Raw genomic sequence first — 12,481 nt, 5'->3', positions numbered from 1 at the left:
GCGTCACCTCGCGCACGCCGGCCTCGGCCAGGCGCTCGGCCTCGGCGACGATCTGTGTCACCGGGCGCGAGACTTCCGAGCCGCGCGTATAGGGTACGACGCAGAAGGTGCAGAACTTGTCGCAGCCTTCCTGGACCGTGAGGAAGGCGGTGACGCCACGCTTGGCGACCTCGGCGCGCTTCGGCTGCGGCAGATGCTCGAACTTGTCTTCGACGGCGTATTCGGTCTCGACGATCTTCTCGCCGCCGCGGACCCGCGCAAGCACATCGGGCAGACGGTGATAAGTCTGCGGACCGATGACCAGGTCGACGGCCGGCGCGCGGCGGATGATCTCCGCACCCTCGGCCTGCGCCACGCAGCCGGCGACGCCGATCAAGAGTTCGCGGCCTGCCCCGGCGCGCTCCGCCTTCATGTCGCGGATGCGGCCAAGCTCCGAATAGACTTTCTCGGCCGCCTTCTCGCGGATGTGGCAGGTGTTGAGCAGCACCAGATCGGCATCGTCGATCGCGTCGGTGGCGACATAGCCGTCCGCCGCCAGCGCATCCGTCATGCGCTGGGAATCGTAGACATTCATCTGGCAGCCATAGGTCTTGACGAAGACCTTCTTCGCCATTGCGGCAGGCGCCGGCTCATGCTCGGGCACCGCGCCGATGTCGTGGCTTTCAATCGCGTTCAATTCCATCGGGCGGCTTCTAACGCCTTTCCGTGACAAAAAACAGACGATTCTGCCTGAGGCGCGTCTCGCTACCGGCTGGGAGCCGGGTCCGCCAGCGCGGCCTGCATCATCTCGCGCACCCTGGCTTCCATCAGCCGCGCCGTTTCCTTGCGGTTCGAGCCCTTGGAGAACGGCACCGGCTCGCCGAAATGCACCTCGGCGTCCAGCCCGCCTTCGGCGAGCAGGACCTTCAAATGCGGCATCAGATCCTGGTCGCCGATCCAGGCCGACATCGGCCGGTGGCGCCGCCCCATCGGGAAGCCGTGCAGCCGCGTATAGGCAATCGCAACAGGCTGGATGAAGACCTGTTCAGCCGCGCCTTCCGAGATCGCCATGGAGGCCGCGCCGAACAATGTGCTCTTGAACGGCAGCACTGAATTGCCGTCGCCGGTCGAGCCTTCCGCGAACAGCACCATCGCATCGCCGTTGGCCATGCGCCTGCCGATCTCGCTCGCCTGGTCGCCGGAGGTGCGCTTGCGTTCGCGCTCGATGAAGACGGTGCGCTGCAGCTTGGACAGCATGCCGATCAATGGCCAGCCTTCCATGTCGGCCCGCGCGATGAACTTCACATCGGCGAAGGAGCCGAGCACCATGATGTCAGTCCACGAGATGTGATTGGCCGCGATCAGCAAGGGGCGCTGCTTCGCAAGCGCGCCTTTCACATGCACGCGCATGCCGAGCGCCTTGAGGATCATGCCGTGCCAGATCTTTAGGATGACCGTCTCAGGCCACAGCCCTGTCTTCATCGACAGGATTTGCAGCGGCACCAGCACCAAAGAGCTGATGACGACGAGACCGAGCGCCAGGAAAATCCGCAGTTTCTTGATCATTCGCTCCCGCCCTACCGCGCGGTCTGGCTAGCGAAGATCGCGACGCATGACAAGCGCGCCGGTCGGTCCATGCTCGGTCGACCGGTAATAGTTCGGGCGCTGGCCGACCTGGCGGAAGCCGAGCCTGCGGTAAAGCGCGATCGCCGGGGCATTGGTCTCGTCGACTTCGAGGAACAGCGCCTCGGCGCGTTGCGCGTGCAGTTCGCGCAGCACCGCATCCATCAATTGCCAGCCAAGCCCCTGGCGGCGATGCGCGCGGGCGACAGCGACCGTCAGGATCTCGCCCTCGCCGGCCGCCAGCCGCGCCAGCACGAAGCCGACCGGAGGTTTTGCTCCCTGGCCGGTTTCGCGCGCGGCGTAACCGAACACGGTGTCCTGCTCGAGCAGGGAGGCAAACTCGCCATCTGTCCAGGGACGCACGAAATCCTCGCGATGCAGCACGGAAATAGCGGCGCTGTCCGAAACCGTCAGCGTCTCCAGCGCATAGTCCCTGCGGCGCGGCTGGAAGAAGGGTATGCGCATCAGGACTCTTTTTCTCCGGAACCCCGCTTGTGGGGATCGCGATCTTTTCTCGGCAAAATGAACCCGGCCTGCGGCTTCGCATCGGCGCCACGCAGATAAAGCGGCTTCGGCCTTTCGCTCGGCCGCTTGGCCGCGGCCAGCCTGGCGTAGGTGGCAATGTCCGCGGTGGCGGCGACCGGTCCGGTATCGAGCATGCGCCCAGCAGCCTGGGCAATCTGTGGCGCCGCGGTGCCGGCCAGGGCCGCGGAGGCGTCGAGCGCCATCGCGGTCGCTTCAGGAAGCGTCGCAACCGCCGGACCGTAAGTCAACACTAACGCCTCGTCGTAAAGCGCCGCGTGGATCTCCTCGCGGCCGGCATCGAGCGCGGCAAGCACGGCGCGGCCGGGGAACGCGGCCGCCGCTTCCGCCGCCAGCGCTTCCAGCGTCGTTACCCCGATCGCCGGGATTTTCAGCGCCAGAGCCAGGCCACGCACGGTCGAGACGCCGACGCGCAGGCCGGTGAAGGAGCCGGGACCGACGGAGACGGCGATGGCGTCGAGACCGCGGTACCCGACGCCGCCAGCCTTCAGCGCCGCCTCGATGACGGCCATCAGGTGCTCGGCATGTCCCTTGCCGAGGTCGAGCACCTCACGGCCGAGCTCAATGCCGGCGTCCGCGTCGTAGACGCAGGCGGCGCAGAGGCTCGCGGCGCAGTCGATGGCTAGCAGCTTCATACGGGCAGCTTCATATGGCCGTTAACGAACTGGATCGAAACACAATTCCCTGTGCCCGGCATGGCCCGCCACTGCAAGGGCCAGCGCGCACAAATGTTAAGCGGCTTTGCTTCGGCGCACGGCGATCAAGCCGTGGCAACGATGCGCAGCATGTGGTTGTCCCAGACATAACCGGGCTCGGAGCGCTCCGTGCCCGCCCCGCCAAGTATCTCGCCAGCGCCCGTGGTCGCCATGAAGCCGGCGCCATCGGGAGCGAGGCCACAGACCTCGACAAGCGACCTGGTTACGACCACCCGCCCGCTGGCGGCGTCGATGACGGCCATCGAATTGCCCTCAGGCGAGGTGACGGCGACAGTGCCGGCCGCCGGATTGGCGGCGACCGAGCCGATATAGTTGCGGAAGCCGGAGAGAACGTCCTGCGGCATCTCCAGCAATTCGAGCTCCTTGCCGCGCGCTGCCCGGCCGACCAGCGCCAGCCGGTCGGTCTTCGGCCCCTTGTACTGGCAGCCGAACCAGACGGTGCCGGCCTGATCGCAATCCATATGGCGGATCGACAGCTGATGCAGCGCAGGCGGCAATTCATGCTTCTCGATCAGATCGCCGGTGACGCGGTCGACCAGCGTGTAAGACGGCTTCATCGTCGCGATGTTGAGCTCGGCGCGGCCGAAATCCGGATGCGTCTCGATACCGCCGTTGGCGATCGCCAACGTCCTGCCGTCTTGCAGCAGCAGCAATTCATGCGGCCCCATCCCATAGGTCGGGAACTCGCCGATGCGCTTGAACCTCGCCCGCGCGTCATAGATTCCAACGACGCCGGCGGCGTTGTCGAAATCGTTCTCCGTCGCATAGAGCAAGGCGCCGTCGGGCGAGAACACGCCGTGGCCGAAGAAATGCCGGCCGGCAATGCTAGCGATGGTCAACGGCGCGGCGCTGCCACTTTGGTCGAAGACGACCGCGAAGGTGCCGGGCTGACGGGCAAAGACTACCGAGCGTTTAGAGACCGGGTCGAAAGTGACGTCGTGGCCGCGGTCCGGCAGGTCGATCGTGTGTAGGATCCTGCCGGCTTCGGAGAGCACGGCTGCGCCAAAGCCGCCGTCCCGTTTGACGAAGGCTGTGGCAAAGACGGCATCCGCCGCGAGCGTATCCGCCCAGGCGCGCGGCGCCAGCGCGGCGGCGAAGCCTGCACCGGCGGCCTTCAGGAAATCGCGGCGGTCGAGAAGTGGCGTGCTTGACGAGGCCATCGATCAATCTCCGTCCAGCGACGAGAAGCCGGCGGTCAGGCCGAATGCGGCGGTCATCTTCGTGCCGATCAGGGTCGAGAGGCTGGAGGTGATCAGCGCGAAATGCTCGAGCTTGTCGCGCTGCTCCGGATCGGCGAGCGCCTTGTCGATCGGACCGGTGACGGATTTCGCCGTCTCGGCGCCGTTCGCAAGCTGGATGTAGATGGAGCCGGCCATCCATTGCGCGTCGGCCGGAAGCGCGTCGCCAATCTTCGAGGCCTGGAACAATTCATCGATACCCCGGAGGTTTCCGGCCAGCGAATTCGCCGTGTTCTGCGAACGCCAGTAGATGGCCTGCTTCGGCTTGTCGGCGTCGGACTTTGCACCCAGGAAGCCCTTTAGTCGCACGTCGCGGATCATTTCGAGTTCCTTGACGAACACGCCCACCAGTTCGGTGACGGCTTCCGTGCCGTCGCGGTAAAGGGGATTTTGTTGGCCCGGATTGGCCCATTCCGAGGCGAAGCCGTCAGGCTTGTCCCAGGCCGCGTGGACCTCGCCGGCAATCGCCGCAATGTTGCCGGCGACGGCGGCGCCATAGGCGCAACGGTAAGGGTCGTCCTTCTTGGCAAGGGTTTCGGCGCCGTCGCCGAAAAGCACATATTCCAGCGCTCCCAAGCCTTGCGTGGCGACGCTCTTGCCGGCCAGTTGCGCCGGATCGGTGGCGGTCTGGTCCTTCGCGGCGAGCATCGCCTGCACCTGCCTCAGGCCGATGCTCTTGCGGTCCGGCCAATAGAGCATGCGCTCCTGCCGGTTGTTCTCCTTGATCGGCCCGAAGGCGACGATTTCAATCACCGACCAAGCCTCGACGGTAGCCTGAAAATCGGTACGCGCCGCCGTGAGGTTCTGCTCCGACGGCGCGTCGCACAGCCGATGCATCGACGTGGTCAGGCTCTTAGCGCGATCATCGAGGCTGGCATAGGCCGGGCGGACGAAGCCGTCGATCGCTCGCCCGATGACATCGGATGCTTTGACTTCCGCCCAAGCGGGTAATGCGGCAGCGAGAAGCAGCGGAAGAGCAAATGCAGTTGCCAGTCGGTTGAACATCAAAGTGACTCCAGGAATTTGATCAGAGCGTCGCGATCGGCGGCATTGGCGGCGGCGAAGCGGTCTCGGGCCTTCCGACCCTCGCCGCCATGCCACAGGATCGCCTCGGCGAGAGTGCGCGCGCGCCCGTCATGTAAATAGAAGGCATTGCCGCTGACTGTCGCGGTCAGGCCGATGCCCCAGAGCGGCGGCGTACGCCAGTCTCGGCCGGTGGCATCCCCCACGCGCTGCCCGTCGGCGAGGCCCTCGCCCATGTCATGCAGCAGGAAGTCCGAGTAGGGCCAGATCAGCTGAAAGGCCTGCGCGTTGTTCCCCGCGTCGCGGCGGGTAACGAATTTCGGCGTGTGGCACGAGATGCAGCCTATTTCGTAGAACTGTTTCTTGCCTGCAAGCACCTCGGGCTTTTCGATGTCGCGCCGCGCCGGCACCGCCAGGTTCTGCGAATAGAAAGTGACGAGGTCCATCACCGGTGGCGGCGCCTCCGTCGCGCCAAGCCGCTCCTGCACGCCGTCCGGCATGGCAAGGCAAGCCTTTTGCGCCTCGGTGCAGTCGCCCCAGGATTTCGGCACCTCGGGCGTCGAGATTCCGATATCGCCGGCGAAGGCTTCGGCCGCCTGCTGGCGGACGGATGCGGCCTGCGCCTTCCATCCGAAGCGGCCCAGCATGAGTTTGCCCGTCCGAGGGTCGCGCACGATGTTCGGTCGGACGGAAATGCCATCGCCGTCGCGATCGTCCGCATCGGCATTGGCAAGGATATCTGCCGGGGCAATCTGTTCGATCAGGCCAAGGCCGATCATCGGCGGCGTCAGGCGCGGCGAGAGCGTAGTGCGCGGATCGAGCGGGCCATAGGCCGGATCGTCGACGGAATAGCGCGGCTTGCGCAGCAAAAGCGTCGTGCCGTCGCCGAGCGACACCTTCTCTTCGGAATAGTCGACGCGCATGCGCCCTTCGCCCCTGAGGCCGGGGACCGCAAGTTCCTGCAGTTGCGAGCCGTAGACGGGATCCGGGAAATTCAGCACTTTATGGTTGGCAAGCGCTGCTTTCTCTTCTTCGGTGCTCGCGTCGCGCGCAAGCCTGAGGAACATCGACGTAGTACCAACGCCTTCCGGCGGACGGCCGCGCCCGTCCTTCACATGGCAGTTCTGGCAGGCGCGTTCGTTGAACAACGGGCCAAGTCCGTCCGAAGCTTGTGTCGAGGACGGCGACGACACCCAGTTCTTGCGGAAGATCGCATTACCGAGCTTGAAGGTCGCCTCTTCCTCGAAGGTGAGGTTCGCAGACGGGTGCGAGAAAGCATTGCGGTCGGCGTGCTTGCGCGATGTGCCGGCGCCGCCCTGCATCAGCTCGAACGGCTCCGGCCTGGAAAAATCGGTGGTCGGCTTCGTTACGGCCAAGACGCGCGCCTGATCTTGCGGCGTGAGGTCGGTTCGGTTTGTGGCAAGGCCGGTCGAGCCAGGCTCGCCGGCCAAGGCCGGGCAGGAAAGCGCAATTGTCAGTAAGATCGCACCGCGAAACGCCTGGCTTCGCGGGGTCTTCAGGAACGGCAGGCCGCTGGATCCGGCCCGCCGCGAGCGGCGCAAGACGTCTAGGGGGCGCCGCATTCCCGCATGTCCTTACTCCGCTTCGTTGGACGGATCGGCGTTGAGTAGGCCGTATTTCTCCTCGCCGATCGAGGCGAGCAGGTCGAGCTGCGTCTCCAGGAAGTCGATATGGCCTTCTTCGTCGGTCAACAGGTCCTCGAACAGCTTCATCGTTACGAAGTCGCCGGCATCGTGGCAGATCTCGCGCGAACGCTTGTAGGCGGTGCGCGCGTCATATTCGCCAGCGAGATCGGATTCGAGGACTTCCTTGACGTTCTGGCCGATGCGCAGCGGCGCGACCGACTGCAGGTTCGGGTGTCCCTCGAGGAAGATGATGCGGGCGATCAGACGGTCGGCGTGATGCATTTCCTCGATCGATTCCGCACGCTCCTTCTTCGCCAGCTTGGTGTAGCCCCAGTCTTCGAGCAGACGGTAGTGGACCCAGTACTGGTTGACGGCTCCAAGCTCCAGAAACAGAGCCTCGTTAAGCCGCTCGATGATTTCCGGTTCGCCTTTCATGGAATCTGCTCCCGTATTGGACGCGCAGGTCTCTGACCCGATCCAGATGTGAAACGATATCCGCGCCGCCCTCCTCCGAGCGTGCGTGGTAGTTCTCGGTGACCCGAATGATCGTTTCCACCACATTTGGGAAGCAGCCGCAACAACGGCCGCGCTTGCGCATGGCGTGATAGACCTTGGCCGGCACGATAAGCTGCCACGGATCTTCATCGAGCAGACCGACGATCGTCTGCTCGATCTCCTTTTCCGTGATGATGTTGCAATGGCAGATCAGCATTTGCTTGCGTCACCTTGGCGCCGCTTGGCTTGTACTGGCTCGAAAGCTCTTACTTGAACACCTTGTCCGGCGCGTCGAGGCTGTCGGAGCCCTCGAAGGCGATGGAGTTGAGCTTCAATGTGCCGACGGCGCGTTCGATCGACTTGGTCTGGTCGATCAAGGCATCGATTGCCGCCTGGACGGTGGCATTGCCTTGCGCGTTGCCTTCGGCGATCTGCTGGTCATAGGCCTCGCCGGCAAGCGCACGCGCCTTGATGGCTTCCATTTTTGCGACCGTGACATCGAGCTTGGCGGACAGTTCCCTGTCGATCGCCGGATCGGTCGCCTTCACCATATCGGACACGGAGGGACCGGAAACGACTGAACCGTCGAGCCGCTTGTAGCTAGCGTGGTAGGCATCGCGGATGCCGACGGCATCATAGAGATGCGAGTTGTAGGTGTTGTCGGAGAAGCAGTCCTGCTCCTCTTCCGGATCGTGCAGCAGGAGACCGAGCTTCATGCGCTCGCCGGCCAGTTCGCCGTAGGACAGCGAGCCCATGCCGGTCAGGATGGTGGAGATACCAGCGTTCGGCTCGCCATCGACAAGCGCCTTGCGCGCGGCGCCGTCTTCCTTCCAGTTGTCGACCATTTTCTGCAGGTCCGAAACCAGAAGGATACTCGCGGACTTCAGGTATTCAGCGCGGCGATCGCAATTGCCGTTGGTGCAGTTCTTGAGATCATAGTCGGTGTAGGGCCTCTCGCCGGCGCCCGGGCCCGTGCCGTGCAAGTCCTGCCCCCAGAGCAGGAATTCGATGGCGTGATAGCCGGTCGCGACATTGGCCTGGATGCCGCCAGCCTCCTGCAGCGTCCCAGACAGGAACTCCGGCGTGAGCTTCGAGGCGTCGACCTTCTTGCCGTTGATCTCGATCTCCTTGTTGGCGATGACATTGGCCGTATAGAGCGAATTCGTATCCGACTCCGTGCCGTAACTCTTGGCGACGTAGTCGATCAGCCCCTCGTCCAGCGGCCAGGAATTCACCTGGCCCTCCCAGTCGTCGACGACCTTGTTGCCGAAACGATAGACCTCGGTCTGCGGGTAGATGACGCGCGCCGCCTTCCAGGCGTCGCGCGCGGCATTCAGCGTTTCGGCGGAAGGCTTGGAGATGAGCGCATCGACCGCCTTGTCCAACGCCTGCACCGTGGTCAGCGCATCCTCATATTTGGCGAGCCCGATGTCGGCATAGGTCTTGATCACCGCCCTGGCGTCCGTTTCTGCTTTCGCCGGCAGCACGAACACGGCCGCCGTCAGGACCGCCGTGGCGCCTACCGCGGCCAGCCTGCCGCCGAAACGCGCTGTGATTATCGCTTTCATCAATCCCGTCTCCTAAAGAAATTCAATGGCATAGCCGCCGGCGCACGGCGCCGGGGCAGGCAAAACTGATCGGAAGGGCAAAGACACCGCACAGGCGCGGTTCATGAACGAAAGACATCGAAATGCCTCCAATCGAAAGGGTTCAAGGCCCAGACATCAAAGGGAATGCGCTCTTGGCGCAGCCCTCCATAAAGCGGCGAAGCAGCCGAAAGTCAACTGGCCAGGCAGAGAAAATTCAATTGAAACAATAGTTTAGAATTATTCTAAACTGCAAATATCAACTTTAGATCGGCAACTGGTCCTATCACACCATCAAAAGCCGCGATTGACAGGAGGTCGTTCCGGGTGCGACCCCGGACGGGGCTCTTGCGGCGGTAGCGGACAATCGCCACCTTGCGGAGCTTCCTAGATTTGAAGGCAAAAAAGGGCTGCGATGAAGAACGGGGTTGTCATTGTCGGTTCGGGTCATGCGGGCGTGCAGGCGGCCGCTAGCCTGCGCGAGGAAGGCTATGACGGTCCCGTCATCCTGGTCGGCGACGAGAACGAGTTGCCCTATCACAAGCCGCCGCTGTCGAAGACCTTCATCAAGGACGCCCAAGCAAAGCCGCAGCCGTTGCGCGGCGAGGCTTTCTATTCGGGCAATTCCATCGACTTGAGGCCGGGCCTGTGGATCGACAGGATCGATGCCCCTTCCCAAAGGCTGGAGATTTCGGGCGGCGGCACGCTCGCCTTCGATCGCCTCATCCTGGCGACCGGCTCACGGCCGCGCCTGCTCAAGCTCCAAGGCACGGAACTCGGCGGCGTCGTGTCGCTGCGCTCGCTTGCCGACGCGCGGCTGATCCGCGAATTGAGCGCGCGAACCGAGGATGTGGTCATCCTGGGCGGTGGCTTCATCGGCCTTGAAATCGCCGCCACGTTGCGCGCCGCCGGCTGCAATGTGACCGTCGTCGAGGCCGTCGACCGCTTGCTCGGCCGCGCGGTGGCGCCGGCAATCGCCGCCCATGTGCGGCAACGCCTGGAGGCGATCGGCGTGCGCATCCTGACCGGCACGACGGTTGCCAGGCTGGAGGGCGAAGCAGGGCGCGTGTCGGCCGCGATCACGTCGAGCGGCGAGCGCCTGCCGGCGCAGATGGTGATCATCGGTATCGGCGTCGTCCCCAATGTAGAACTGGCGCAAGCCGCCAGCCTCGCCACCGGCAACGGCATCTGCGTCGACCAGCAGATGCAGAGCTCTATGCGCGAGGTCCTGGCGGTCGGCGACGCCGCCTCCTACCGCCACTGGTTCACCGGCGGCGACGTGCGGCTGGAATCGGTGCAGAACGCTACCGACCAGGCGCGGCTCGCCGCGCGCACCATCGTCGGCCATGTCGAACCCTATCTGGCGGTGCCGTGGTTCTGGTCCGATATCGGCGACATGAAATTGCAGATGGTCGGACTGACCCAGGGCGGCGACAACCATGTCGTTCTGGGCGAGCCGGCCGAGAACAAATTCTCGATCTATCATTTCGCCGGGAACCGGTTGCTCGGCATCGAATCCGTCAACCGTCCCGCCGACCACATGCTTGGCCGCAAGATGCTTGGCGCCGGCTTTTCGCCGACGCCGCAGACGGTCGCGGGCGGTCCGGAGGCGCTGAAGGCAGCACTTGCCGCCTTCCAACCAAAGACGCCAGCCTAGAGCTGGTTGACGCAATTCCGGACGGAAAACCGCTATGCACTTTTCCTGGAATTGCTCTGGGCTTCGGACCATCCAGGTCGGCTCGAAAGCCTGACCACAACAGCTCGAGATAGATGTTGGTGAGCGGTTCCTTGCCGGAACCGCCCAAGCCGACATCAACGATCAGGCGGCGCAGACTTCGCGGATCGAGCTTTCCAGGATGTCGAGCGCCTCGTTCATGACGTTATCCTGGATGGTGATCGGCGCCAGGAAGCGGATGACGTTGCCATAAACGCCGCACGTCAGCAGGATCAGGCCCTTGTCGAGCGCCTTCAGCCTGATCGCATTGGCGATCTCGGCCGACGGCACACCCTTCTTGACGTCATTGAACTCGACCGCGTTCATGAAGCCGAGCCCCCTGATGTCGACAATCTCGGGCACGTCGTCACGGATCGACTCGAGCCGCTGCTTCAGCCTTGCACCCAGCGTGTTGGCGCGATCGCAGAGCTTTTCATCCTCAATCACGTCGAGCACCGCATGCGCTGCGGCGACGCCGATCGGGCTGCCGCCATAGGTGCCGCCGAGGCCGCCGGGGCCGGGCGCGTCCATGATCTCGGCGCGGCCGGTGACGGCCGAGAGCGGGAAGCCGCCGGCGAGGCTCTTGGCCATGGTGGTGATATCGGCAGCCACGTCATGGTGATCCATGGCAAACATCTTTCCGGTGCGGGCGAAGCCAGTCTGCACTTCATCGGCGATCAGGAGCATGCCATGCTGGTCGCAGAGCTTGCGCAGCGCGGTCAACAGTTCGCGCGGCGCGTCGTAGAAACCGCCCTCGCCCTGAACCGGCTCGATGATGATCGCGGCGACGCGCGCCGGATCGACATCGGCCTTGAACAGCTTGTCCAGTGCCGCCAATGAATCGGCAACCGAGACACCATGCAGCGGCACGGGGAACGGGACGTGGTAGACGTCGCCCGGCATGGCGCCGAAGCCGACCTTGTAGGGCACGACCTTGCCGGTCAGCGCCATGCCCATGAAGGTGCGGCCATGGAAGCCGCCGCCAAAGGCGATGACGGCCTGACGGCCTGTGGCGTTGCGGGCGATCTTGATCGCATTCTCGACCGCCTCGGCGCCCGTGGTGACGAAGATCGTCTTCTTCTCGAACTTGCCAGGCAGCATGGCATTGAGACGTTCGGCCAGCCGCACGTAGCTCTCATAGGGCACGACCTGGTGGCAGGTGTGGGTGAAGCGGTCGAGCTGCGCCTTGACCGCCTCGATCACCTTCGGGTGGCGGTGACCGGTGTTGACCACGGCGATGCCGGAGGAGAAGTCGATGTAGCGACGGCCCTCGACGTCCCAGATTTCCGAATTCTCGGCGCGGTCGGCGTAGATTTGCGTGGTCATGCCGACGCCACGCGAGATCGACTGGTTCTTGCGCTCGGAAATGGCTGAATTCTTCATATCATCCCTCATCGGGCAGGCGCCCGTTCTGTTTAATGCGGTCGAAGCCTCTTCTGGCCTTATTTCACGTTTTCCTCAAGTCGGCACCCGCGGCCAGTCGATTGGGCCTGCCCGGCCGATCTTAACCAGCCCAGTCATGCGCGCTGCGGAAACGGTTTCCTTTTCCCGGCGATCGATTATCCTCGCCTTTGTCCGCGACATGCCGCCACCGGCTTTGAGGGGAACCATGAGCAGGAACGCGACACTGTCCGCCTTGCCGTCTTCGCCGCCCCGCCCGCTGCCTCGTCCGAACCTATTGTTGCTGCTGACGTGCGCAGCCGTCACGCTTTCAGCCGCCGGTTGCCAGAAGCAGCAGGCTGCGGAAAAGAAGCTGCCGGTGATGGTCACGACGCAGACCGTCGCGCTGGCGGACTATGCGCCGAGGACGTCGCTGACCGGCGTGATCGCAGCGCGCACGCTCAACAACCTGTCGTTCCGCGTCGGCGGCCGCGTCGCCGAGCGGCTGGTCGATGTCGGCCAGCATGTCGACCAGGGC

Annotated in this window: 12 protein-coding genes and 1 pseudogene; 2 read left to right on the top strand and 11 right to left on the bottom strand. The window is 64.1% G+C overall.

Features of this window, described 5'->3' with window-relative positions:
• The 10 genes and pseudogenes from Q0L57_RS27955 to Q0L57_RS27910 form a co-directional block, all read right to left on the bottom strand.
• Window positions 1-613, bottom strand: a pseudogene (locus Q0L57_RS27955) (tRNA (N6-isopentenyl adenosine(37)-C2)-methylthiotransferase MiaB); the annotation flags it as partial.
• A 131-nt stretch (window positions 614-744) separates the two neighbouring features.
• Window positions 745-1,545 (bottom strand): 1-acyl-sn-glycerol-3-phosphate acyltransferase, encoded by an 801-nt coding sequence (locus Q0L57_RS27950; RefSeq protein ID WP_296746309.1) that lies wholly within the window; start codon window positions 1,543-1,545, stop codon window positions 745-747.
• Between the two features lie 27 nt (window positions 1,546-1,572).
• Window positions 1,573-2,067 carry a ribosomal protein S18-alanine N-acetyltransferase gene (gene rimI / locus Q0L57_RS27945; RefSeq protein ID WP_296746308.1) on the bottom strand — a complete coding sequence of 165 codons (495 nt, stop codon included), beginning with the start codon at window positions 2,065-2,067 and terminating at the stop codon, window positions 1,573-1,575.
• Window positions 2,067-2,780 (bottom strand): tRNA (adenosine(37)-N6)-threonylcarbamoyltransferase complex dimerization subunit type 1 TsaB, encoded by a 714-nt coding sequence (gene tsaB / locus Q0L57_RS27940; protein ID WP_296746307.1) that lies wholly within the window; start codon window positions 2,778-2,780, stop codon window positions 2,067-2,069. The genes rimI and tsaB overlap by 1 nt, the downstream gene beginning before the upstream one ends.
• A 125-nt stretch (window positions 2,781-2,905) precedes the next feature.
• A complete protein-coding gene (locus Q0L57_RS27935) occupies window positions 2,906-4,021 on the bottom strand; it encodes a DUF1513 domain-containing protein (protein WP_296746306.1) in 1,116 nt (371 codons plus the stop codon).
• Between the two features lie 3 nt (window positions 4,022-4,024).
• A complete protein-coding gene (locus tag Q0L57_RS27930) occupies window positions 4,025-5,104 on the bottom strand; it encodes an imelysin family protein (protein WP_296746305.1) in 1,080 nt (359 codons plus the stop codon).
• The gene (locus Q0L57_RS27925) at window positions 5,104-6,705 is read right to left on the bottom strand and encodes a di-heme oxidoredictase family protein (protein WP_296746304.1); all 1,602 of its coding nucleotides are present in this window, start codon (window positions 6,703-6,705) and stop codon (window positions 5,104-5,106) included. The genes Q0L57_RS27930 and Q0L57_RS27925 overlap by 1 nt, the downstream gene beginning before the upstream one ends.
• 12 nt (window positions 6,706-6,717) lie before the next feature.
• Complete coding sequence (bfr, locus tag Q0L57_RS27920; RefSeq protein WP_296746303.1) at window positions 6,718-7,203, bottom strand: bacterioferritin; 486 nt, start codon at window positions 7,201-7,203, stop codon at window positions 6,718-6,720.
• Entirely contained in the window at window positions 7,169-7,480 is a 312-nt protein-coding gene (locus Q0L57_RS27915; RefSeq protein ID WP_296746302.1) for a (2Fe-2S)-binding protein, read from the bottom strand. The genes bfr and Q0L57_RS27915 overlap by 35 nt, the downstream gene beginning before the upstream one ends.
• Before the next feature lie 49 nt (window positions 7,481-7,529).
• Window positions 7,530-8,831 carry an imelysin family protein gene (locus tag Q0L57_RS27910; RefSeq protein WP_296746301.1) on the bottom strand — a complete coding sequence of 434 codons (1,302 nt, stop codon included), beginning with the start codon at window positions 8,829-8,831 and terminating at the stop codon, window positions 7,530-7,532.
• A gap of 433 nt (window positions 8,832-9,264) precedes the next feature.
• On the opposite strand from Q0L57_RS27910, the gene Q0L57_RS27905 reads away from it, so the two are divergent.
• Window positions 9,265-10,506: an FAD-dependent oxidoreductase gene (locus tag Q0L57_RS27905; protein WP_296746300.1), complete on the top strand. Its 1,242-nt coding sequence runs from the start codon at window positions 9,265-9,267 to the stop codon at window positions 10,504-10,506.
• 162 nt (window positions 10,507-10,668) lie between these two features.
• On the opposite strand, the gene Q0L57_RS27900 is transcribed toward Q0L57_RS27905, so the two are convergent.
• On the bottom strand, window positions 10,669-11,946 hold the full coding sequence (locus Q0L57_RS27900; protein WP_296746299.1) for a 4-aminobutyrate--2-oxoglutarate transaminase: 1,278 nt from the start codon (window positions 11,944-11,946) through the stop codon (window positions 10,669-10,671).
• Between Q0L57_RS27900 and Q0L57_RS27895 the strand changes: the two genes are divergently transcribed.
• Window positions 11,930-12,481, top strand: a 552-nt coding sequence (locus tag Q0L57_RS27895) for an efflux RND transporter periplasmic adaptor subunit (protein ID WP_296746298.1), incomplete at its 3' end; no start/stop codon positions are given. The two genes, Q0L57_RS27900 and Q0L57_RS27895, sit on opposite strands and share 17 nt — an antisense overlap.

The organism is Mesorhizobium sp. (assembly GCF_024509055.1).
GTDB lineage: Bacteria > Pseudomonadota > Alphaproteobacteria > Rhizobiales > Rhizobiaceae > Mesorhizobium.
The sequence above is the reverse complement of the archived record's forward strand: the minus strand, read 5'-3'. Positions and strand labels throughout refer to the sequence as shown.